This window comes from Vibrio sp. 11986-1-5 (assembly GCF_963878025.1).
In the GTDB taxonomy this organism is placed as follows: Bacteria; Pseudomonadota; Gammaproteobacteria; order Enterobacterales; family Vibrionaceae; genus Vibrio; species Vibrio injensis.
The window spans coordinates 266,375-289,150 of the sequence record NZ_CAWNVW010000044.1 but is presented as its reverse complement, the minus strand read 5'-3'; the positions used below and the strand labels follow the sequence as shown (position 1 = coordinate 289,150).

The following is a 22,776-nucleotide window of genomic DNA, read 5'->3' as shown; positions in this document are numbered from 1 at the left end:
ACCTTTTAAAGGGTAAACAGCGTGAGTTAACCATCGCTTATTCCACCCATTAAATCAGCCTAAGGCGCACAACAACGGTTGAGATACGTATCTTTGTGAACGTGAGCTATCGAATAGACTATCCCATTAACCCTCAATCATCATGGAGGATGAAGAGCATATTATGATGAGGTTGTATGAATCATTTAATTTCAGTTGGGGCACTGGAGTCCTTTTTAGTGGCGATCAGCGTGCTGTTTTTAGGCCACTTTGTTAATGCTAGGCTACCGATTTTAAATAAATTCAATATACCAGAGCCGATTGTCGGAGGCTTAATCGTTTCATGCCTGATCAGCATGCTGCATTTTTATGGTATGGATTTAGAGTTTGATTTACCGCTGCAAAATACCTTTATGCTGATGTTCTTTGCCACTGTTGGCTTGGCGGCGAACTACACGCAACTTATCAAAGGCGGGGCCAAGGTGTTTCTGTTTTTGGCCATCGCGTCGTTTTATATCATTATTCAAAATGGCATCGGTGTCTCGATGGCGACCGCGTTGGGTTTAGATCCTTTAATGGGCTTAGTGGCAGGGTCAATTACGCTTTCTGGCGGACACGGTACTGGTGCCGCTTGGTCGCAAACTTTCCAAGAGATGTATGGCCTTGATAATGTGCTTGAGATAGCCATGGCATCGGCCACCTTCGGTTTGATCATTGGCGGCTTAATTGGTAGCCCAGTAGCCCAACGTTTGGTGAACAAACATAATATGGAATCCGAGTATGGTCGAAGCTCTAAAACTCATGAACGGCATCCTGAAATTATCACTTATAACGAAAATGAAGAAGATAAAGTCACCGGAAAGAAAGTGGTTGAACAACTGTTCTTTTTGATTGTTTGCGTGGTTGGAGCGCGATACGTGTCACAATGGGCAAGTACTTTAGAAATCCAATGGCTGATGATCCCTGATTTCGTTTATGCCTTATTTATCGGCGTGATCATCACTAACGTACTCGAAGTGACGAAAGTTCGTAAACTTGATACTGAAACCATCGACATGCTGGGAACCGTCTCGCTGTCCTTATTTTTGGCGATGGCGTTAATGAGTTTAAAACTGTGGAATGTACTTGATTTAGCCATTCCATTCTTAATTATCCTCACCGTTCAATCCATCGTCCTCGCTTTCTTTACCTACTACGTGACTTTTAAATTCATGGGTAGCAATTATGATGCAGCAGTCATTGCTGGTGGACATTGTGGTTTTGGTTTAGGAGCGACACCAACGGCAGTGATGAACATGGGTTCGATTGTCAATCGTTATGGTCCTTCACCACAAGCCTTTATGGTCGTGCCGATTGTCGGTGCTTTTTTCATTGATATTGTTAACCTGATCGTCTTGCAGGGCTATATCAGCTTTTTTGGTTAACGATTGTATTGAGACGATGACTGAGGTTAGCGTTTAAATTACCGCTAATAGAAAGCAAGCCCAAGTTGCTAAACGCCGCTTGGGCTTGCTTTTTTCCTTTCTCTTTTTCTGAGATTGTTCATATACCCTTCCTACTGGCAGCTGTAGGGGTGTTGGCTATGTTCGCTCACCCAATCACATAGCCTATCCATGCTCATGGGGATGATGAGATCCATCCGTGGCTCTTACCAAAGGCCAGCCTACGGCTGTTCAAATTTGTCACTCACTTACCGCCTATCTGCAACTCTAAGTTGTTTGGCTATAAGCAACCTTTTTTAATCGTGACTCGTGTGAGGGCTTATGTTCACATTTTTCTCAAATTACGAGAATTAATAGCGATTAATTTGCTTTTTATTCTTATTTTTGGGAATTAAACGGCAATTGGTTCTAGAAATGCAGGCTATTGCTAGGCACCCTGCCAAAGTACCCATTTCAATTAGGGAATCATCGAAATCATACATGCAGTTGAGAGGTAACATGAATCAGGTTATTACTATTGGACCACTAGAGTCTTTTCTTGTGGCAATCAGTGTGTTGTTTTTAGGACGCTATATTAATTTTAAAATCCCAATATTGAAGAAATTTACCATACCAGAGCCGATTGTTGGTGGCTTGCTGGTCGCCAGCGTATTGACCATTTTACATTTTAATGCCGTGGATATACGTTTTGATTTGCCGTTACAAAACACCTTTATGTTGATGTTTTTTGCTACTGTTGGCCTTGCCGCGAATTACACTCAATTGATTAAAGGCGGCCTTAAAGTCTTTCTATTTTTGGCTGTCGCTTCTCTTTTTATCGTTGTCCAAAACGCCATAGGTATCTCGTTAGCGACCTTGCTTGGGTTAGATCCCTTGATGGGACTGATTGCGGGGTCGATTACCCTGTCAGGTGGTCATGGGACGGGAGCGGCTTGGGCACAGACTTTTCAAAACGTCTACGGTTTAGATAATGTACTCGAAATAGCCATGGCTTCTGCGACGTTTGGTTTGATCATTGGTGGGATCATTGGCAGCCCAATGGCGAAAAAATTGATTGATAAACATCATCTGCAATCTGACTACGGCATTGGCAATCAAACTCATCAGCGTTTTCCTGAGCTTGTCACGTATAACGAACATGAAGAAGATCGCGTTACCGCCAAAAAAGTAGTTGAAAGCTTAGCCACCATTTTACTGTGTGTCACAGGGGCACATTATGTTAGCCAATGGGTAGCACATTTTCAGATCGCTTGGTTAATGGTTCCGGATTTTGTTTATGCGCTCTTTATTGGTGTTGCCATCACCAATCTGTTGGAGGTGAGCAAAATGGGTAAGATCGATACCGAAACGGTCGATATTCTAGGCACTGTATCGCTGTCATTGTTTCTCGCAATGGCGCTGATGAGCCTTAAGTTATGGAACGTGTTTGATCTTGCGCTGCCCTTTTTAATTATTCTTAGTGTTCAATCGATGATATTAGCGCTGTTCGCGTATACGGTGACTTTTCGAATAATGGGCAAAACTTATGATGCCGCAGTGATGGCGAGTGGTCATTGTGGTTTCGGTCTAGGGGCGACGCCAACGGCAGTGATGAATATGGGCTCGATCGTTAATCGTTATGGCCCTTCACCACAAGCCTTTATGGTGGTGCCCATTGTCGGTGCCTTTTTCATTGATATTGTTAACCTGATCGTTTTGCAAGGGTATATCACTTTGCTGCGTTAAGATTGGTTATCCTCCTATCAATTGGAAACGGTAGAGTGAAGTAGCCAGGAGCTAGATAGATTCCGTGATGATTCCTCTCGATAATGATTAATGCTTTTATAGGATGATAAATCAGATTTTACTGACTATTCATTTTGTGTATCTCTAGGTACGATAGCCAGATAGCATTTGATACTGTCACCGTTAGTGCTGGCGAAAGGTGGGTATCCGCAAATGAGTTTGGTTGATTACACGATGGATTGGTTAATTAATCGACGATTACGCCAAGGTTAAGTCAGCCAATCGAATCTTGTTCTATACTTATGCATATTGTTCATTACATGAAACATGTGTATTCAATTGATCGCTAGATATTGTGATGCTTGGCTCAACAGCGTCGTCATTCATAGAATTGCAGCAAGCACACAGCAGGAGGAGTGAATCATGCATCGTCAGTGGTTTAAAACAGCGATTATCCTGCTGCTACCTGCTCTACTCGTTGCTTGTAGTCAAGAAGAATTAGAGCGGTTGGCCGATAGACCGACGTTCTCTTTTGAAGGTAAGTACGATAATCAACACAATCAAGATATGTTGCTCTTCAAAGACGGTGAAGTGGCGTTTGAGTCGAACGGTACTCGTTTGTGGCAACGCAGTTTTATCGTTAAAGATAGCGAGCTAGCGATACAGTTTCGGCAAAGTTCGAAAGAGAAGCGGGATGATTTAGTGATGCGTATTCACGGTGGCGGAGAAGTCTTAACCTGCAGTGCGTGTGCGTTGTATCAGATGAGTCATGTCTGGGTACGTTTAGATGCTGAACCACAAAACAACTAACGGTAGTGTATGGTTTAGCGGTACGACCGTAAATGCTGGTCGCTGATCAGTAAAAATGAAGGCAGAGGATGCGGTGATGAGCATTCCTCTGCCTTCGTTTATTGAACGTTGCTAGCAGTATCCTAGCGGTATCGATGCATAACAACGTTGAGACAAAATTAGCTAAATAGTCCTTGGTTGAGCAGTAAGTGCACCGCAATACTCGCGGCGTAACCCAGCATGATCACCGGAGCCCATTTTAAGTGGCCGACAAAGGTATATTTACCGTGAGCAGCCCCCATTAAAGCCACCCCAGCCGCTGAACCAATAGAAAGTAAGCTACCACCAACGCCCGCAGACAAGGTAATTAATAACCAGTTACCGAGCGACATCTCCGGTTCCATGCTCAATACGGCAAACATAACAGGAATGTTATCGACAATCGCCGACAAGATACCCAGCGCAATATTTGCCCATACTGGGTCCCACTGGGTATACATCAGCTCCGACATCAGACCTAAATAACCGAGCAAACTTAGTCCACCGACACACATCACCACGCCGTAGAAAAACAGTAGCGTGTCCCATTCAGCATGAGAAATACGTCGAAAAACATCGAAAGGAACCACAGAACCCAGACGTTTTAATGCGGCTTCATCATTTTTCGCCATCGCCATTGCGGCTTTTTTAGCTAATGAGCTGGCTAATGTCTTTCTGAGGAAATAACCAAAGAATTGTAAGTACCCAAGCCCCATCATCATGCCAATCACGGGTGGGAAATGGAACAGGGCATGAAAAGAGACGGCTGTCGCGACGGTAAAAATAAACAGTGCGACAATTCGTCGTGCGCCGCGTTTCATTTCTACCTGTTCATAAACCGCATCTGGCTGCTCTTTGGGCAAAAACCACGACATGATGAAAGCTGGGATCAGATAATTGACCACCGAAGGTACAAACAGATCCATAAATTGCATAAACGTAACATGACCGGCTTGCCATACCATAAGGGTGGTAATATCCCCAAATGGACTGAATGCCCCCCCTGCGTTAGATGCTAAAACGATATTGATACACGCCAGATTGACAAACTTAGTGTTGCTGCCTCCGACTTTCATCACCACCGCGCACATCAATAATGCGGTGGTTAAGTTATCGGCAATCGGGGAGATGAAGAAAGCCAAAATACCGGTTAGCCAGAATAAGGTTTTAAAATTAAAGCCTTTACCGACCATCCAAGCTTGCAGAGCGTCAAATAAGCGCCTCTCTTCCATCGCGCTAATGTATGTCATGGCAACCAGCAAAAACAGCAATAACTCTGCGTATTCCAGCAAGTTATGTTCGAGTGCTGCTCGTGCAATATCAACATTACCATGCTGCTGATACACATAACCAATCATCGCCCAGATCAGTCCGGCTGCAAGCAAAACCGGTTTCGATTTACGCAGTTGCAAATACTCTTCTAGCATCACCAGCGCATAGGCAAAGCAAAATAAAATTAAAGAGGCATAGCCAATCGTCGAATGAGTAAGTACAAGTGGCGTGTCATGGGGGACATTACTTGCAGACGCGAGTTGCGGGATCAATAACAAGCCAAAACCCATCCACAGTCGATTCATTATAGGTACTCCAATAGTCAAAAACCGGCAGAGTGTACTGATTATTAACGAGGTTGAATGTGAGATAGGTTGTAAATGTTTAATTTGTTTTGCTTTTGTATCACTTTGTTAAATTTATCACTCAGTAGTAGCATCAACTTGATTCTAAAGCGTTACGTTGCCTTTTTTGTTAAAATGGCACAATATTAATTAACAGCGCTATGAAAGCCCAGAAAAGAGAACAACAGTGATGGCTCGTCCTAAGATTCCCAGACACATTTGTGGTGCCCCTGCGCAAACATGTTTCAAACCAAATGGTATTCCGATGGCGCAATTAGAACGCGTCACATTGGCAGCCGATGAGTTTGAAGCAATCCGATTAGTTGACTATCAAGGTTTACAACAGCAAGAGGCGGCGGTAATCATGGGCGTATCGCGGCAGACACTCGCCAATTTAGTCAAAGCGGCCAGACGTAAAGTCGCGGATTGTTTATTGCATGGTAAAGCTCTGATGATGGCAACATCTTTTTCTGAATGAATGGTGGGTATGTTTTCAATCACCATCGGTTTGATACGAAGTACACTATCACCTGAAGTTTAAACGGCTTTAGTGTCGGAAGCGGTCATAACGAAGAAAGTGGTCGATTTGCTCGGCAACGGAATGATTAAACAGCATGCTCGTATGAGTGGTGGATATCGCGATATGATCTGTCATGCCAGCTATTTTGGTTTCTTCTACTGTGACGGTACCATCGGAGTCCAGTTGATCGCGCAGTAAAAGGCTGCGCAGCCCTAAAGGTATCGTGCCAGCAATACTGCCTAGTTTTTGCGGATAGCGCCATTCGTCGTCGTGTTCTTTTAACCCAAATTCTGCTGAATTACCTAATGCCACCCCTAAACCTAATTGCTCAATTTTATTGACAATGGAAGCTCCTTGCAAAGGTGAGCCGATGGCGACGACATGGGAGAGGGTTTCACAGGACGGTGCGCGCGATTCTAGATAACGTTTGATCACCAATCCGCCCAAACTGTGTCCGACTAAAGCATTAGGCGAGGCATGAGCGATCGCTCGGTCAAGGCGGCGAAAAATGGCCTCATCATCGATAGCGAGTGAGTTGTAGCTAATGGTTTGAGTACGATAACCCAATTTATGCAGACGATGACTAAGCGGATGCATTACCAAGCCATGCATATAGAGTCCATGAACAAGAATAATCTGCATTGCTTCCTACCTATCATCAATTGACATCATCACCTACTGTACACGATTTTCGAACAGTTAACCTCGTAAACAGGTTTGAAAATAGGTGACTTCATGACTGGCAAGACGATAAACGGTGGCTGGTTTGCCTCCTTTGCCTTTACAAGATGCGGCCATTTTATTGGTACTGACGATCACCCCGGTATTGATCAAGCGGCGTTTAATGGTCATGCGATTAACTTCGACGCCAAATTTGGCGTAGGCATCAATAATATCCGCCACTAAAAACTCTTTTTCTAATGAAAATAGTACCACGGATGTGTATTCAACCGCAGCGCGTAATTTTTGCCACGCATGCTGAATTTGCGCGACATGATCAAAAGCCAGCGGCATTTCTTCTTTGAGTAAAGTATGAAGATCAAACCAATTAGCGCGCTCGGGGTCGATACCAAAATCTTCTATTTGTTTGACATTGGACGGGTTTAATAAAGCGTAATGGGAAATACTGACACTCCAACCATTCGGATCGCGTTTGGGGTTGCCATCAACCAGCGGATCGCTGATAAAATTGGGATAAGTATGGACTTTTTGCCGACAAATACGTCGTCTCGCCGCATCAAAATCCTCATCGACAGGTTCTCCACCATGAGCGGTCATATCTTCGTCATACACTATCCCGCCAGGCAATGCCCATTTACCACAATCCGGCCGATTTGGATTAGAGCGTTTCACCAGTAAAACCTGGATAGATTTCGGCGCAAGACGCAGACAAATCATATCGATAGTGACAATCATAATGGCTTCCCTAATAAACAACGGGCTTATTTTAGGTAAGTGCATGGTGATGGTCAAATGTAAATAACACTTTGTGACAAACATAACTCAGATAACAAGCGTACTGTAATTGTTGTTATGGCTACGTCCTTACCCCTCAATATCCATAATTATAATAAGGCTAAATAACGACTGACTAGGTTTGTCACAAAAGTTGACAAACTTACAAGGGTACTTTATTGTTCGCCCAAAGTTAGCAACACGTTGTTACTAACGTAATGACTGAATGAAACCGAACGAAAGGATGGCATCATCATGAGCGCTCGCCTATTTTCTCCTCTTTTTATCCGCAGTTTATTGGATCTTGATGCCTATAAAATCAATATGATGCAGGCCGTTCATTCGTTGTATCCGGATGTTGAGGTGCGCTATGAATTGATTGTGCGCAGTGATGAAGACATTAGCGATTTATTAGAGGAAGTACGCCAAGAAATCAATCAGTTGGCTTCATTACGCTTTTCGGATGCCGACATTGTTTATCTAGAGCAGCATGCACCTCATTTGAATCGTGCTTTTTTACAGTCATTACGCTATTTCCATTTTCAACCCGATCGGCAAATTGAAATCGGGATCCTCAAGCAAGAGGGCAAGCGCCAGCTGCGTATCGCCATTCAAGGTACGTGGCGAGACACCATTTTGTATGAAACATTAGTGATGGCTTTGATCTCGGAAGTACGTAGCCGCCGCCACTGGGCACAAGTGCCCGCCGAGTTACCGATGCAAGTATTAGCGGATAAATTAAACGCCTTAAAAGCAGAAATCATTCAGCGCGGGATCAGCAATTTTTCATTAACTGAAATGGGTACGCGGCGACGTTTTTCTAGTCAGGTTCAACGAGACGTAATTGCTCATTTACAACAAGAGATCCCTGAGCTGTTATTAGGTACCAGTAATTATCATTTTGCTCGTGAATTTAATCTTAAGCCGATAGGTACAATTGCTCATGAATGGTTTATGGGCCATCAAGCGTTGGTCAATGTTGGTGATTCACAGCGTGTCGCTCTTGAACAATGGTTACGCGCTTTTGATGGACAACTGTCGATTGCGCCAACCGATACCTTAAATATTGATGCTTTTCTCAACGATTTTAACGTTCATTTGGCGAAGGCGTATGATGGCGTTCGGCATGACTCAGGTTGCCCATTTACTTGGGGTGATAAGATGATTGCTCATTATGAGAAGCTTGGTATTGATCCTTGTAACAAGCTATTTATTTTCTCTGATGGACTCAATTTTGCACGAGCACTCGATTTGTGTGAATACTTCGCTGGCAGAGTGCGCGTTTCATTCGGGATTGGTACTTTCTTGACTAACGATCTGGCGGATTGGAAAAATGCGCAAGGCAAAGTCTATAAGCCACTGTCTATCGTGATTAAGTTAACGGAATGCTGCGGTCGACCCGTTGCCAAGATCAGCGATGAGCCACAAAAAGCGATGTGTGAAGATCCTATCTTCCTCGCCAATCTCAAGCAACGTTTCAATATCGAGGTCGATATTGATGCTTTGATAGCCGAGCTGCAACAAAAAAAGCATACCAAACGACATTACATCGCTGCCGCTTAATTTAGTCATCTTTATTAACCACCTTCTTTTTGATGGTGGTTTTTTATACTTATTGGTTTCTGACCATGCTGTTGATGCAGATAGATGATCCCTCGATAATAAACAACCCTTTACCCCAAGAGTAGCATTGGGCATGATGAAGATAGTCTCGACATACCAAAAGAGAAGATTCAATCATGACCTATCACCCAATAAAAACCGCTGTCATTGGCTATGGCTACTCGGCAAAAACCTTCCATTTACCTTTTATTCAAAGTTTACCTGAACTGACACTGTGCGCGATCAGTTCCAGTCAGCAAGCCGCTGTCGAAGCCGATTGGCCACAAGCTCAGTGGTATCAGGACGCAGAGAGTTTGTTAGATAACAGCGATGCTGAGCTAGTGATCATCACCGCGCCCAATGATGTCCATTTTCCTCTAGCAAAGCGAGCGTTAGAAAACGGTAAGCATGTGATCGTCGAAAAACCCTTTGTCACCAGTGTCGAAGAGGGACGGGCCTTGATCGATCTTGCGCATCAGCAAGGTCTGTTACTGAGTGTCTTTCATAATCGACGTTGGGATGGAGATTTTCTCACCGTGCAAAAACTAATGAAAGAGGGACGATTGGGCGAAGTACGCCTGTTCGAGTCACATTTTGATCGCTATCGTCCACAAGTGCGTCAACGCTGGCGCGAGCAGTCACAACAAGGTGGCGGAATCTTGTTTGATCTTGCTCCTCACCTACTCGATCAAGCGCTGGTGCTGTTTGGTTTACCACAAGCGATTAATGCCCAATGCCGTATAATGCGCCCCGGCGCGCAAACCATTGATTACTTCAACCTCATCTTACACTATCCCGCTCACCTAGTGCATCTGCACGCTAACCTCTACAGCCCAGAGCCCAATTTACGCTTTAATGTGTTGGGCACGAAGGCCAAGTTTGTTAAGCAGGGGCTTGACCCACAAGAAGAGTATTTAAAGCAAGGTCGATTACCTGACAGCCCTGAATGGGCAAAAGAAGACTTATATCTCTATGGGCAACTATACAGCGAGCAAGGCTCAGAATTAATCGAGACAGAAGTCGGTGGTTATCAACACTACTTTAAAGCCGTGGCCGATGCGATTCGACTTGGCACCGATAATCCAGTTCCCGCTGAACAAGCGCTGCAAAATATCCAGTTGATAGAGATGGCGCTGCAAAGTAGCGAGACAGGGGAAACGGTGCGCATTGAACCGTACCAATAAATTTAGCGTTGGCTGATATTGGTAAGGTCAGTGAGTTATATCAGTAATATATATAAAGTTGATCTGGTTTAGGTCAACTTTATAATTCTTATATCTCTCCTATTTAAACAATGACTCTCCAACTGTATTTTTATCCACATTGATTGAGATTTTCTCATTTTCTGGTCCCAATAGTTTCCCTTACATGATCTGAAATTAAATTGAAAGTGGGTTTTATCCTTTCTTTAGTGGGCTTATTCCTACTTTTAGTTTTGGTTATTTATTTAATATCAATTTCCATAATTTATTTATTTGTATAAAAATAAATTATTCTTTAGTGGAATAACTTTTAATGTACACATTTTTTGTAACTGTTTGTTTTTATTGCAAATTAATTTTGATTGTTTATTTTAGTTAAAGACTATTCTATTTTTAATGGTTATCCTGAATAGAGTTAGATGTGATTTATGTCGTAGAACTATCAATAAAAATACATACGATATAGCGGTAATTAATTTAAGAATAAAAATATTAATAACTAGAGTTCATGGAGATAAGATGAAAACAAAAATAAAGAGCTATTGGCTTATAATTGGAATCATGATCACGCTAACCGGATGTTTTGATCGTGATAAACAAGATCCTCTACAAGAAAAAGCACAGCAAATAACTCAAAAAATGACGTTAAGAGAAAAGATTGGTGAAAAACTCATGATGTCTTTTCGTTATTGGTGTAATGATCAAGATGTGCAATGTAGAGATGGATTTATAGAAATCAACGACACTGTTAGCCAACTCATATCGGATAATCATATTGGCGGTATCATTTTATTTAGTGCTAATTTGACGGATATTGACCAAACCGCTCAGTTAATCTGGGATTTACAAAATTCAACTCATGGGCAGTATCCACTATCCCTATTTGTCGCTATCGATCAAGAAGGGGGAAATGTGGTTCGTTTACCAAGGACAAAAGCCACTAACTTGCCGGGTAATATGGCATTAGGTTCTGCTTACTTAAGCAGTGGTGATCTTTCATTGGCTTATGATGCAGGACATATTTTAGCGGCAGAAGCTGGTGCAGTTGGTTTTAATGTTAACTTTGCCCCGGTTGTTGATGTTCAGTCAAACCCTCTCAACCCAGTAATCAATGTTAGAGCTTATGGTGAAGATCCTAAGTTAATTGGATTAATGGCAGGCGAAACGGCAAAAAGCTTTACTAAAAATAATGTAGTACCTGTTTTTAAGCATTTTCCTGGGCATGGTGATACTCAATCTGACTCACATTACAGCTTGCCAATAGTCAATAAATCAAGGGAAGAAGCGGATGCAACGGACTTATATCCCTATCGATTTGCTATCCAAAATGGTCTTGCACCGGACATGATTATGACTGCGCATATTCAATATCCCGCTTTAGACAGTACGACGGTTATAAGTAATGTGACTGGGGAAGAGATGATTCTGCCTGCAACACTTTCTAGAGAAATTCAAACCCAGCTGTTACGTAAAGAACTTCAGTATCAGGGAGTAACCATTACTGATGCACTGGACATGAAAGGTATTGCCGATCATTTTTGGCCAGCTGAAGCAGTAATCAAAACCTTTCAAGCTGGGGTAGATATCGCGTTAATGCCTGTGTTAATTCACACTGATCAAGAAAGCCATCAATTAAGTGAGTTAATTGATCAGATTGTACAAGCGGTTCAGTATGGCGATTTGTCAGAACAAGAGATCACCCGTTCAGTTGAAAGAATCGTAAAAACGAAATTGAAATATGGATTAATTAAACAAGATAATCCACCTTCGATTGAGAAGATAAAACAACAAGCTCATCATACGATTGGAAAATCAGAACATAAAATTATCCAGAAGAGCATCACAGAGCAGGCGATAACACTGATTCGAAATACGGAGTTTGGTAGCTCAAAGTCACTGCCTATTGCAGAAGATATGACCAGTAAGGTTCATGTGATTATGCCAAATTATGGCGAGGGAGATAAAGCAAAGACACTAAAAAATGAGTTGGTCGAACATGGGTTTGAATATGTTTCAGCCAGTTTAATGTCACAGACAACCAAAGAGGATGAACAACAAATTATTGATGAGTCAGATATTATCATTATAGGAACGGCATCAACAAAACCCTCACCAGTAGAAAATAATGGTGATGTCAGGTTCGATCATTATAATCTACAACGTAGTTTGGTTTTTAATGCTAATAATTTTAATGATAATACAGTTTTAGATGAATATAAATTCGCTTATGAGTTAATGGAGTATGCATTTAAACGTGGTAAAAATGTTATTCATGTTACTCTTCGGGCTCCCTATGACATTGTTAACTTTGAAAAAGTGTCACACAGTGCTATCGCTACCTATAACTATTATGGTCAAGATAATAATGGAAAAGATCTTGGTTCAAATGTAATGAATGCAGTAGCAAAAATCATTTCAGGTCAGCTAGAGCCTAAAGGAAAACTTCCAGTTAATATTTATCATCAGAATGAAGATGGTTCTTTAGGCGACTTAAGATATAAGATTGGTCATGGATTAACATACCATAAATAAAATTTACCATTAATAGAGTAAGGGAAAATAATGAAAATATGGTCTAAAACTATTTTGACATTTATTATATCAATTGGGTTGTTGGCATGTAATTCTGATGGAAGTAATCAGTTGCAACTTGGTGTTGATAGACAAGACGTTTATGGTCCACTATTAGCGGGTAAAAATGTTGGATTAATGGTTAATCAAAGTTCTTTAGATTCTAAAGGTACGCACACCATAGATAAATTAGTTGCTTTAGAGAGCAAATACAATTTTAAAGTAACCACCCTCTTTGCGGTTGAGCATGGCATTCGAGGTGATAAAGAGGCAGGTGAGGGCGATAACGACCATATTGATGATAAAACTGGCTTACCTATAATCAGTTTATATGGGAGCGATAATGGTAGACCGAGAGCTCGACCAACAGAAGATCAACTCTCTAATGTCGATCTTGTTATATACGATTTGCAAGATGTTGGCGTACGTTTTTTTACTTACACAATCTCAATGCATCGAATGATGGAGAGCATTCAAGCGTATGGCAAAGCGTTCATGGTCTTTGATCGTCCAAATCCTAATGGTGATTATGTTTATGGCCCACTGCTAGAGGAGGAGAACGTATCTGGTATCGGTATTCATCCCATTCCTATGGTACATGGGCTGACTTCTGGTGAGCTCGCGACGATGATTGTTGGCCAGGGGTGGTTGACTGGGGTTGATGAATATCGATGGAGTTTGTTTGGGGCGGAGCAATACCGCTTACCCGTTGAAAAGCTCCATGTTATAACCATGAAAAATTACACCCACCAGCAGCCGTATTCTTTGCCAATTAATCCATCACCTAACTTAGCAACGGACTTAGCAATACGTCTATACCCAGCATTGGGACTGTTCGAAGCAACCAGTGTGAATATGGGGAGAGGTTCATCTTTCCCTCATGAACAATTAGGTTTTCCGGATCCTAGTTTTTATATTAATACTCAATATCACATTGACCCATCTATCACCGCTTATGGCTGGCCTCAAGGAGGGAAAACCGTTTATGGTGAGCGTTTTAATTATGTTAACCCGCAGCATTATCGTGCCAGTATTAAAGAGTTTGTTCGCTGGTGGCTTGCGTTTCAACATAACGCTAAAAGTTTAGCTATAGCATACGATCAAGAAGCGAATTACCTTGATTATCAAGAATCTCATTTCGTTATTCGACCCGCATGGCTCGCTAAATTGATTGGTACGAAAAGCTTTCTCGCTGATCTTCAATCTTATTCTAAAGAAGTCACTGAACTTGAATCACTGGTTAAAAAGCTAGAATTACGTTGGCAAAAAGATTTAGACGATTATCGATATCTTTATAATAAATATAAGATTTATCTCTAGCTTATAGAAAATTTTATATATTAATGTGTTGTGTGATGAGTGAATCCTGAGTAATGCTTTCATTCGCTATTTTTATCAGTCTATTCGATACACAAAAAAGAAAAGGTGATAGGAAATGGACTACAGCCCTTAAGGCTGAGTCCTATATTTGAGTGTTTATGATTGTCGCATAATGATTATGAATTCGGGCAAGATGGTTCTTGCAAGTTAAACTCTTAATCTTAATGGGCATGTTTAAAATGAAAAAATCAATGATTTCTGTCGCTACTTCTCTAGGTCTGTCATCTGCTGTTCTGCTTGCTTCTGCTTCTGCATTCGCAAACAACACAATCACTTTCAACGGTGAAGTAACAGACCAAACTTGTTCTGTTACTGTTAACGGTAACGCATCAAACCCAGTAGTACTGCTTGAAACAGTCTCTGCAGCGCTACTAAAAGAAGCTGGTTCAACAGCAGGTGCTAAGACTTTTAGCGTCGGCATTACTGGCTGTACTGCACCTCAAGCTAAAGTTGATGTAACAACCGTATTTGTTGCTAACGGTGTGACTGATAAAGGTAACCTACTCAATACAGGTGATGCTAAGAACGTAGCCCTACAAATCATGGATACAGAAGGCAAAGCAGTGAACTTAAGCTCTCCAGCAGAATTGTCTGGGTTGGTGTTAGAAGCGGGTTCAACTTCTGCTTCAACAGAGTTCGGTGTGGCTTACATTTCTGAAAATGGTGGTGCGACACCTGGTTCAGTAACTGGTGCGCTACAATACGCAGTGGTTTATAACTAATTAGTTATTGCTTGGAAATCCGCCTGTTTAAATTTAAACAGGCATTTTTATGTCATGGTGGTTTTCGTTTAGGTGATATTGCTTTTTGAAGTGCTATTATCTTATTCAAGTAAGTAAATTTTCTGCTAAACATAGAATGACAAATAGAAATAACTGTATCGAAGTGATCCAAGTTGTTTTTTAAATATGCGTACTAATTAGAATTTAAAGTGGAATGATTTATCAGCGTAAGTTGCTAAATTCTTCCACTTTTTCCTATTTCTATAGAAAGACTATTAGATGATTTTAAATAAGGCTATTTCTAGAAAATAAAGCTTATCTATTGTTCAGAACAAAAACGAGTTTTATTCGGTTATAGGTACACTTAGAGCATAAGGTTTTTCCTACACAGTTCAGGGCTTCCTCCTATGTTTGTTCTGTCGGGGAGCGGCGATAATGATTCCGAGTTGAGGCAGGTGTCTGTCTTTGTTTGGAAATAAAAAAGGTTTAATAATGAAAAAATCAATGATTTCTGTAGCTACTTCTTTAGGTCTGTCATCTGCTGTTCTGCTTGCTTCTGCTTCTGCATTCGCAAACAACACAATCACTTTCAACGGTGAAGTAACAGACCAAACTTGTTCTGTTACTGTTAACGGTAACGCATCAAACCCAGTAGTACTGCTTGAAACAGTCTCTGCAGCGCTACTAAAAGAAGCTGGTTCAACAGCAGGTGCTAAGACTTTTAGCGTCGGTATTACTGGCTGTACTGCACCTCAAGCTAAAGTTGATGTAACAACCGTATTTGTTGCTAACGGTGTGACTGATAAAGGTAACCTACTCAATACAGGTGATGCTAAAAACGTAGCCCTACAAATCATGGATACAGAAGGCAAAGCAGTGAACTTAAGCTCTCCAGCAGAACTGTCTGGGTTGGTGTTAGAAGCGGGTTCAACTTCTGCCTCAACAGAGTTCGGTGTGGCTTACATTTCTGAAAATGGTGGTGCGACACCTGGTTCAGTAACTGGTGCGTTACAATACGCCGTAGTTTATAACTAATTATAGTTTCAATCTTTAAGATCGTTGTAATATTTCATCTTAACATCACTCCACTTGGCTATGAGTTGATAGTGGTGTTAAGGTTTTTACACGATACCCAGCGGCGATGCCTTTTCGGTAGCGCCGTTTGCATTTTTGATGATTAATTTACATTAAATTGGAATATATGTAATAAATCATGTTTTGATAATGACTATCAGTAATAGCAGTTCGTATTGTTAGTAAATGTAAAATTTTTCGATTAGCTCCATGGTTTAAACCACCATAATCATCTGACATATAAAAAGGTTCATAAGGGAAATTTCCTACACCCTTGTGGGTGTTGAGCTATGTTGCTTGAGTAGTAAAGACTAGATAATAAGCGGTATGTGCATTAGTTGCGCACGGTTTAATTAAATTATAGTTTACTTAATAGGTTTTATTATGAAAAATTTAATGGTAGTTCGTGCTACCTCTCTTTTTAGTTTATCTTCAGCGTTGATGTTTGTTGTGGCACCTGTTTATGCTGACAATAAGATCTATATTTCAGGAGAGTTAACTAACCAAACTTGCATTCTTTCGGTTGATGGTAGTGCTAATGGCAACCCGATTGTTAATTTAGAGCCTGTTCATGCATCTAACTTAAAAGATGCAGGTTCAACTGCAGGTAGAACGGAATTCACTCTTAGCGTTAGTGGCTGTATTCCTTCTGATGATGCTATGGGGTTTATAGTTAACCTTCAACCTTATCATCTAACTGGTCCTAAGAATGATTTAGGATATCAGTCTACGATAGGAAATGTTGGCTCAGCTAAAAATGTCGATTTGCATATTTTACACCCAGATTTTGGAAGACCTATTTATTATGATGGTCCAAATCTATCAGCGAATGCTGGTGTCATCTTTGTTAGACCAGGAGAAACCGCTGGAAAAACTAACTATAGCGTAGAGTATGTTTCTCACCAAGGTGGTGCAACACCAGGGACAGTTATTGGAGCCGTTCAATATTCTCTTCAGTATCAATAGTAATTTTAATAGAAAATATTTTTATATAAGGTTTTAAATTGAAAAGAATATTATTTATTTTTATTAGTCTATTATCGTGTAACTCTATGGCTAAGCCAAATACAATACAATTTCTTGGAGCAACAAGTAATCAAACCTGCGTAATTGAGGTTAATGGTTCGAATAGTAATCCAGTAGTTTTATTAGAAACGGTTACCGTAAATGACTTGGTTTTACCTGCATCTTATGCGGGTGAGAAGTGGTTTGAGTTATCATTAAGAGATTGTATCCCATTGCAGGCTGATGATGTTTATCTAACTAAATTAGTTGGAAATGCTACATCAGAAGGGAACTTAATTAATGCTGCCGGTGATGCTGAAAATGTTGCCTTACAATTATTAAACAGCAATAAAGAGCCAATTGAACTTCATCAGCCAGCTGTTTTAGAAATAGATATGCCGGCTGGTGCTGATAAGGGTAAGTTAAGACTTGGGGTGCGTTATCTTTCGGAAGAAGGTAACGCAACCGCTGGAAGTGTCATATCTAATCTACAGTATTTAGTTACTTATAATTAGAAAAAAGCATTAATGATACTGAATAGTAGCAAGTAAGGTATTCTTATTTACTCTTTTTTTATCAATAAGTTGTATTTTTGTATGTGTCTGTCCAAGGTTATTTATATGGCTATTAGCGGTTAAGTCTGTATAGGTTAATGCCTTCTCTTTACCACAGATCAAACCGCTAGCACTGCTCTTGCAGGTACTTTCAACGATGCTACCAACGAAAGTTATCGATCCACTACCAACTGGAACAGAAGAATAGACGTTTGTAGTGGTGATACAACCTATTGATATTATCAATAAAGACAATTTTTTAAATTTATTCATACGATTCACCATGCAAGTTTCAAGTTTAAAACTAGAATTATTATGTCGTAACTATGTTTTCCTATACTTATTATAGATCAAAAAAACAATAGTACAGATCATTATCTATTTTTAGATGTTAATCACAGATTTGCAGTAGATAGAGGAAGAAAAATGAGATTTTTAATATTTAATGTTCGAAATACTCTATTAGTATCAATTGGTTATTTTTTGTTTATGTCATCTTCTCTAGCTTCTGTAGTACTAACCAATACACGTGTTATCTATCCGGCGAGCAGTACAGAGCATACGATACAGTTCATGAATACGGATACTTTTCCGAACATTGTTCAGCTATGGACAGATACAGGCGATGCTCAATCGACGCCCGAGTCTGCTGATGGTCCATTTGTTCTGTTGCCACCGATTTTTAAGGTGAATCCAGATAGTGGGCAGTCTGTCAGAATGATTTATACCGGTGAGAGCTTGCCTCAGGATAGAGAAAGTGTTTTTTATTTGAATTTTCTAGTCATTCCTCCAAAAATGGAAGAAACACAGGATCAAAATCAATTACTGATTGTATTGCGTAATCGTGTAAAGATATTTTACCGACCATCTTCAATTCAAGGTTCTTCAGGGCAATCCATTGCAAAAATGTCAGCAAGTTTAGCTTATAATAAATATGGTGAACCAAGTAAATTAATACTAAAAAATGACTCTGGTTATTACATTAACCTATCAAACTTAAATATTGATAAAGGTTCTTTTAGATATAATTTTGGACCAACAATGATTGATCCATATAGTGATTTAACATTAGATAATATTTTACGTAAAGAAACTATCGCAAAAAAAGAGTCACCTAAAGAAGATGACGCAATATTAAATTTTGCATATGTTAATGACTATGGAGTACATGTTCCAACTACGGCGAAAATAAATATTTTGACTGGGAATTAGTACCGATGTTTCCTGATATAAATAAAATAAAATTAAATTAACACTTTTGTTTTTTGTGTTTTTCTCTATGGAAGTTTATGCTACAGAGAGAAGTTTTTCATTTGATAGCTCATTATTGTTAGGTTCTAATGATGATAATAATCTAAGCAATATCATTGATAATTTATTAGATGAATCATTAGCACAAGAAGGACAGTATAGTGTAGATGTTTATATAAATAATCAATTTCATCGACGTGAATTGGTCAGCATGGTCAATAAAATGAATGAGGTTATCCCTTGCTTTTCAGCTAGTTACTGGAAAGGGTTAGGTGTAAACGATGCATACATATTAACAATAGATGATGAAGATTGTGCAACTGTTCAGGATTTAACTTTTGATCTCAATCGTTCAAATTTAAGACTTTCTTTGTTTGTTCCGCAGGCTTATATGGTCTCTTTACCTCGAGGCTATATTAACCCTGAGCAATGGGACTTTGGAAAATCTGCATTATTTATCAACTATGATGGAAACTATTTCCATTCCAAACAAACGTCTGGTTTAAGTAATAGCGAGAATAGTAGTTTGTTTACTGGTATGCGGATTGGTGGAAACGTTGGTAATTGGCGCTTTCGCAGTCAACTGAGCTACAGCCACACAGACTCAGGATTAAGAACACAAAGTGACTTTAATCATATACGTAGTTATGCACAAACAGCATTACCTTCATGGAAAAGTGAACTCACTTTAGGGCAAACTTTTACTTCAGATACTGTTTTTGATAGCGTAGGTTTTACTGGTGCTGAATTAAAATCAGATATTAGAATGAGGCCTCTTTCTCAACGAGGTTTTGCACCAGTGATCACTGGTGTCGCGAACTCTGTGGCAACAGTCACAGTATCTCAGCAAGGAAGACAAATATACCAGACCACGGTATCACCGGGGCCATTTGAGATTCGAGACCTTTATTCCACTTATTACCAAGGCGATTTAGATGTTTCTATAGAAGAAGCCAGTGGTAGAGTCGCGAATTTTACTGTTCCTTTTAACGCAGTATCTGGATCTATCCGCCCCGGACAGTTTAACTATAGTATTTCAGCCGGCCAGCTACGTTTGACAGAAATATCAGATGAGCCCTACTTTATACAAGGTGTCTATGAGAGAGGTATTAGCAATAGTTTAACTACAAATTTAGGGATGCGAGTATCAGAAAATTATTTTTCATCTGCATTAGGAGCTGTTTTAGGTACCTCAATTGGTGCATTAGGTTTGCGCTCAATATACTCCCATGCTGATATATATGGAAATACCTATAGAGGTTGGCGCGCAGGAGCTGACTATTCTATCGGTTTTGACACAGGTACGACCTTAACTTTAGCTGGATACCGATATTCTACATCAGGTTATCGAACATTAAGTGATGTAGTGGCTGCAAATTCACAGAATGATACTAATACATCAATCGTTTTTAGTCAGTCAGAACGATCTCTACTGAGTTTAAATGTCAACCAGTCTTTAGCAAATATGGGACAACTTTATTTTTCTGGCTCTCACACTAGTTATCGTGGTGAAAAAGATGCAGTTACTCAAGCTCAATTAGGGTACTCATCTCGTATAGGGAAAGCGACACTGAATCTTAATTACTCTAAGATTTATCAACAGGATAGATCTGGTTCTGATGATGTTGTAAGTCTTGGAATTTCAATTCCTTTAGGAGAAAGTAATTATCCAGCATTAATGTCATTAGGTGTAACACGCAATGACAATATGACAAGTTATCAGGCTGGTTTATCTGGTCAACTTGGCGATTTAGAAAATACAACGTATGGATTGAATTACTCTTTAGATGATGATAATTCTACTTATTCAGTAAGCCTAAATCAGTTGGCAGAAAAAGCTTCTTTTGGAGCTACCTATAGCCAAAGTGAAAATTATAAACAGTGGGGAGCAAATATTCGTGGTGGAGCGGTTATACATTCTGGAGGTGTTAACTTAAGCCAAAGTTTGGGAGATTCATTTGCAATAGTAAAGGCGAAAGATGCTAAAGGTGTCGCGATTCGTAACACACGAGGTGCAGCAATTTCAGGTAACGGTTATGGTATTATTAGTAATTTATCACCTTACAGTATCAACCAAATATCTCTGGATCCTTCAACAATTAATAATAAAGATGTTGAGCTTTCAGAAACACAGTTTAGATTAATTCCAACAGCGGGAGCAATTTTAAGCTATGATGTTAGTACCCGTTTAGGTAAAGCCTTGCTAATCCAGATATCTGGAGCAACATTGCCACCACTAGGTTCTGAAATTAAGGATGATGACAACATTAATATCGGTATGGTTTCACAAAGTGGACTTGCTTTTATTCGAGTTTCTAAACCTACTGGCTCGCTATATATTCGTTGGGGAGAGTCAGAAGATCAGAAATGCACATTTGATTACGATATTTCTGATAAAATAAATAGTGATATAGATCTATTGAGGTTATCTACTACATGCAAATAATGTATTTATTTAATAAACATGGTTCTATAAAATGGCTGTTAGGATTGATGAGCTATTTTATTATAAATAGTGCACAAGCTACTTTTTATGGCCCCATTCCAAAGTGTGTGAGAGTTAGTCATGCTCCTGGTCATGCGGCGAATAAGCCTAACTCTGGTAATTTATGGGGTGTACAGGCTGAATATGGTACGACAGGAGTGTGGACGGGAGCAACAGATACTAACTATACTAATATGACAATGGCTGATCCTAATATCACTGATACTAGCTTTCAGCCAGTAGGAACAGTGCTAAGTTCTTCTATTAAAAGTTTTTTGGAGTTTGCTGAATCTGGAAAATATTCACCAGAACAAGTGCTTTACAAATGTCCGGCAGGTGCAGAAAATGTCATCTCTGAAATGTATTCGACAAATGGTGATTACCGTTTTGGTGGTTATGATGATATGGAAGTTGGACAATATTTCGGTATGCCAGGAGTTTACTCTACAAGAGTGAAAGGATTAGGGTTTCGTATTACGAATCTTTCTACGGGCGAGTATTTCTCTCATAATTGGAAGTCTAGACCATTGACTGGATTGGATAGAGATCAATACGGTAATATTTTAGTAAAGGCAAAGAATTTTAGTAATATTAAAGTTGAGCTCATAAGAATACCAGACATTCATCCTAATGGTAATAGCAGTGTTACTTGGAGCGGATATGATGTATCAAAACAATTTGATGACACTCAACCACTTGGTTACTTTGCGGTTCGACTGCCTTTATCGACAAACTTTAATAATTTAGATGGTCCAACGCCGGGATTGAATCATAAAAATCACTATCCAGGTTGGTATCAATATTGGCCTGCGACTATTGGATTATACAAAAGTTTTACTACACGTAGACTACCAACATGTAGAGTAAACTTTGTTACACCAACCGTAACATTTCCAAGAATCAGTGTTGCGGAGCTAAATATAGGGTCTTATAGTAATGCTAGTTTTTCTGTGTCTTATAACTGTCAAGCAGGATCTGTTTTAGGATCAGGTCAAGATCAAGTTAGTATGTTCTTTTTACCTACGGCTGCTAACTTTAAAAAATCAGAAGAGCTATCATTAACTTATAATAGCATATCAACACCATATTTATTAAGTGAAAACTATGAATCTGAAAACACTGCGAAAGGTGTTGCTGTTACCTTTTATGATCAATCAGGAAGACAGCTAAGCTTTTCAAATCCCGATAACTATTTCTCGGTTGTACATAATCCAGGTAGAATAACGCCTATAGGCTCACCTGTTGGTAATAATACCTATTCTATGACTTTTGAGGCTAAGCTGGGGAAAATACCTAAAGGTAATGTAAACGTAACACCTGGTAAATACCACGCTACTGCGCGTGTAGTAATGAGGGTTAATTAAT

The 22,776-nt window shown here is 39.9% G+C and carries 19 protein-coding genes; 15 read left to right on the top strand and 4 right to left on the bottom strand.

What is annotated here, in order from left to right:
• The first annotated feature begins 176 nt into the window (after window positions 1–176).
• From gltS (AACS00_RS11360) to AACS00_RS11350, 3 genes are all read left to right on the top strand, one after another.
• Window positions 177–1,403: a sodium/glutamate symporter gene (gltS, locus tag AACS00_RS11360; RefSeq protein ID WP_072670794.1), complete on the top strand. Its 1,227-nt coding sequence runs from the start codon at window positions 177–179 to the stop codon at window positions 1,401–1,403.
• Window positions 1,404–1,919: 516 nt separating this feature from the next.
• The gene (gene gltS, locus AACS00_RS11355) at window positions 1,920–3,146 is read left to right on the top strand and encodes a sodium/glutamate symporter (protein ID WP_110167462.1); all 1,227 of its coding nucleotides are present in this window, start codon (window positions 1,920–1,922) and stop codon (window positions 3,144–3,146) included.
• Window positions 3,147–3,569: 423 nt separating this feature from the next.
• Complete coding sequence (locus AACS00_RS11350; protein ID WP_072670792.1) at window positions 3,570–3,956, top strand: hypothetical protein; 387 nt, start codon at window positions 3,570–3,572, stop codon at window positions 3,954–3,956.
• A gap of 158 nt (window positions 3,957–4,114) precedes the next feature.
• Here AACS00_RS11350 and nhaD read toward each other — a convergent pair whose 3' ends face one another.
• Window positions 4,115–5,551, bottom strand: coding sequence for a sodium:proton antiporter NhaD (gene nhaD, locus AACS00_RS11345; protein ID WP_072670791.1), 1,437 nt, complete (start codon window positions 5,549–5,551; stop codon window positions 4,115–4,117).
• Between the two features lie 229 nt (window positions 5,552–5,780).
• Between nhaD and AACS00_RS11340 the strand changes: the two genes are divergently transcribed.
• Complete coding sequence (locus tag AACS00_RS11340) at window positions 5,781–6,068, top strand: DUF134 domain-containing protein (protein WP_072670790.1); 288 nt, start codon at window positions 5,781–5,783, stop codon at window positions 6,066–6,068.
• Between the two features lie 69 nt (window positions 6,069–6,137).
• Here AACS00_RS11340 and AACS00_RS11335 read toward each other — a convergent pair whose 3' ends face one another.
• Window positions 6,138–6,752, bottom strand: coding sequence for a PGAP1-like alpha/beta domain-containing protein (locus tag AACS00_RS11335; protein WP_072670789.1), 615 nt, complete (start codon window positions 6,750–6,752; stop codon window positions 6,138–6,140).
• Window positions 6,753–6,809: 57 nt separating this feature from the next.
• Complete coding sequence (locus AACS00_RS11330; RefSeq protein WP_072670788.1) at window positions 6,810–7,526, bottom strand: NUDIX domain-containing protein; 717 nt, start codon at window positions 7,524–7,526, stop codon at window positions 6,810–6,812.
• 294 nt (window positions 7,527–7,820) lie between these two features.
• Here AACS00_RS11330 and pncB point away from each other — a divergent pair, with 294 nt between their 5' ends.
• From pncB to AACS00_RS11290, 8 genes are all read left to right on the top strand, one after another.
• A complete protein-coding gene (gene pncB / locus AACS00_RS11325) occupies window positions 7,821–9,128 on the top strand; it encodes a nicotinate phosphoribosyltransferase (protein WP_072670787.1) in 1,308 nt (435 codons plus the stop codon).
• A 176-nt stretch (window positions 9,129–9,304) separates the two neighbouring features.
• On the top strand, window positions 9,305–10,351 hold the full coding sequence (locus AACS00_RS11320; protein WP_072670786.1) for an oxidoreductase: 1,047 nt from the start codon (window positions 9,305–9,307) through the stop codon (window positions 10,349–10,351).
• Between the two features lie 537 nt (window positions 10,352–10,888).
• A complete protein-coding gene (locus AACS00_RS11315) occupies window positions 10,889–12,901 on the top strand; it encodes a glycoside hydrolase family 3 protein (RefSeq protein WP_258306859.1) in 2,013 nt (670 codons plus the stop codon).
• Window positions 12,902–13,012: 111 nt separating this feature from the next.
• Complete coding sequence (locus AACS00_RS11310; protein ID WP_219968416.1) at window positions 13,013–14,260, top strand: exo-beta-N-acetylmuramidase NamZ family protein; 1,248 nt, start codon at window positions 13,013–13,015, stop codon at window positions 14,258–14,260.
• A 239-nt stretch (window positions 14,261–14,499) separates the two neighbouring features.
• Window positions 14,500–15,042, top strand: coding sequence for a fimbrial protein (locus AACS00_RS11305; protein ID WP_072670784.1), 543 nt, complete (start codon window positions 14,500–14,502; stop codon window positions 15,040–15,042).
• Window positions 15,043–15,534: 492 nt separating this feature from the next.
• On the top strand, window positions 15,535–16,077 hold the full coding sequence (locus AACS00_RS11300; RefSeq protein WP_072670784.1) for a fimbrial protein: 543 nt from the start codon (window positions 15,535–15,537) through the stop codon (window positions 16,075–16,077).
• A 423-nt stretch (window positions 16,078–16,500) separates the two neighbouring features.
• Window positions 16,501–17,082: a fimbrial protein gene (locus AACS00_RS11295; protein ID WP_072670783.1), complete on the top strand. Its 582-nt coding sequence runs from the start codon at window positions 16,501–16,503 to the stop codon at window positions 17,080–17,082.
• An 86-nt stretch (window positions 17,083–17,168) separates the two neighbouring features.
• The gene (locus tag AACS00_RS11290) at window positions 17,169–17,636 is read left to right on the top strand and encodes a fimbrial protein (protein WP_072670782.1); all 468 of its coding nucleotides are present in this window, start codon (window positions 17,169–17,171) and stop codon (window positions 17,634–17,636) included.
• 9 nt (window positions 17,637–17,645) lie between these two features.
• Here the strand turns inward: AACS00_RS11290 and AACS00_RS11285 are convergent, their stop codons facing one another.
• Window positions 17,646–17,948 carry a hypothetical protein gene (locus tag AACS00_RS11285; protein ID WP_072670781.1) on the bottom strand — a complete coding sequence of 101 codons (303 nt, stop codon included), beginning with the start codon at window positions 17,946–17,948 and terminating at the stop codon, window positions 17,646–17,648.
• Between the two features lie 153 nt (window positions 17,949–18,101).
• Between AACS00_RS11285 and AACS00_RS11280 the strand changes: the two genes are divergently transcribed.
• The 3 genes from AACS00_RS11280 (at window position 18,102) to AACS00_RS11270 (ending at window position 22,775) form a co-directional block, all read left to right on the top strand.
• The gene (locus tag AACS00_RS11280) at window positions 18,102–18,887 is read left to right on the top strand and encodes a fimbrial biogenesis chaperone (RefSeq protein ID WP_110167460.1); all 786 of its coding nucleotides are present in this window, start codon (window positions 18,102–18,104) and stop codon (window positions 18,885–18,887) included.
• Between the two features lie 67 nt (window positions 18,888–18,954).
• On the top strand, window positions 18,955–21,372 hold the full coding sequence (locus AACS00_RS11275; protein ID WP_110167459.1) for a fimbria/pilus outer membrane usher protein: 2,418 nt from the start codon (window positions 18,955–18,957) through the stop codon (window positions 21,370–21,372).
• On the top strand, window positions 21,363–22,775 hold the full coding sequence (locus AACS00_RS11270; RefSeq protein ID WP_072670779.1) for a fimbrial protein: 1,413 nt from the start codon (window positions 21,363–21,365) through the stop codon (window positions 22,773–22,775). Before AACS00_RS11275 ends, AACS00_RS11270 begins: the two co-directional genes overlap by 10 nt.
• Window position 22,776 lies beyond the last annotated feature (1 nt).

What these genes read in the sequence shown, in the direction of transcription:
- gltS (WP_072670794.1), top strand. Translation starts at nt 177, where the DNA reads ATGAATCATTTAATTTCAGTTGGGGCACTGGAGTCCTTTTTAGTGGCG.
- gltS (WP_110167462.1), top strand. Translation starts at nt 1,920, where the DNA reads ATGAATCAGGTTATTACTATTGGACCACTAGAGTCTTTTCTTGTGGCA.
- AACS00_RS11350 (WP_072670792.1), top strand. Translation starts at nt 3,570, where the DNA reads ATGCATCGTCAGTGGTTTAAAACAGCGATTATCCTGCTGCTACCTGCT.
- nhaD (WP_072670791.1), bottom strand. Translation starts at nt 5,551, where the DNA reads ATGAATCGACTGTGGATGGGTTTTGGCTTGTTATTGATCCCGCAACTC.
- AACS00_RS11340 (WP_072670790.1), top strand. Translation starts at nt 5,781, where the DNA reads ATGGCTCGTCCTAAGATTCCCAGACACATTTGTGGTGCCCCTGCGCAA.
- AACS00_RS11335 (WP_072670789.1), bottom strand. Translation starts at nt 6,752, where the DNA reads ATGCAGATTATTCTTGTTCATGGACTCTATATGCATGGCTTGGTAATG.
- AACS00_RS11330 (WP_072670788.1), bottom strand. Translation starts at nt 7,526, where the DNA reads ATGATTGTCACTATCGATATGATTTGTCTGCGTCTTGCGCCGAAATCT.
- pncB (WP_072670787.1), top strand. Translation starts at nt 7,821, where the DNA reads ATGAGCGCTCGCCTATTTTCTCCTCTTTTTATCCGCAGTTTATTGGAT.
- AACS00_RS11320 (WP_072670786.1), top strand. Translation starts at nt 9,305, where the DNA reads ATGACCTATCACCCAATAAAAACCGCTGTCATTGGCTATGGCTACTCG.
- AACS00_RS11315 (WP_258306859.1), top strand. Translation starts at nt 10,889, where the DNA reads ATGAAAACAAAAATAAAGAGCTATTGGCTTATAATTGGAATCATGATC.
- AACS00_RS11305 (WP_072670784.1), top strand. Translation starts at nt 14,500, where the DNA reads ATGAAAAAATCAATGATTTCTGTCGCTACTTCTCTAGGTCTGTCATCT.
- AACS00_RS11300 (WP_072670784.1), top strand. Translation starts at nt 15,535, where the DNA reads ATGAAAAAATCAATGATTTCTGTAGCTACTTCTTTAGGTCTGTCATCT.
- AACS00_RS11295 (WP_072670783.1), top strand. Translation starts at nt 16,501, where the DNA reads ATGAAAAATTTAATGGTAGTTCGTGCTACCTCTCTTTTTAGTTTATCT.
- AACS00_RS11290 (WP_072670782.1), top strand. Translation starts at nt 17,169, where the DNA reads ATGGCTAAGCCAAATACAATACAATTTCTTGGAGCAACAAGTAATCAA.
- AACS00_RS11285 (WP_072670781.1), bottom strand. Translation starts at nt 17,948, where the DNA reads ATGAATAAATTTAAAAAATTGTCTTTATTGATAATATCAATAGGTTGT.
- AACS00_RS11280 (WP_110167460.1), top strand. Translation starts at nt 18,102, where the DNA reads ATGAGATTTTTAATATTTAATGTTCGAAATACTCTATTAGTATCAATT.
- AACS00_RS11275 (WP_110167459.1), top strand. Translation starts at nt 18,955, where the DNA reads ATGGAAGTTTATGCTACAGAGAGAAGTTTTTCATTTGATAGCTCATTA.
- AACS00_RS11270 (WP_072670779.1), top strand. Translation starts at nt 21,363, where the DNA reads ATGCAAATAATGTATTTATTTAATAAACATGGTTCTATAAAATGGCTG.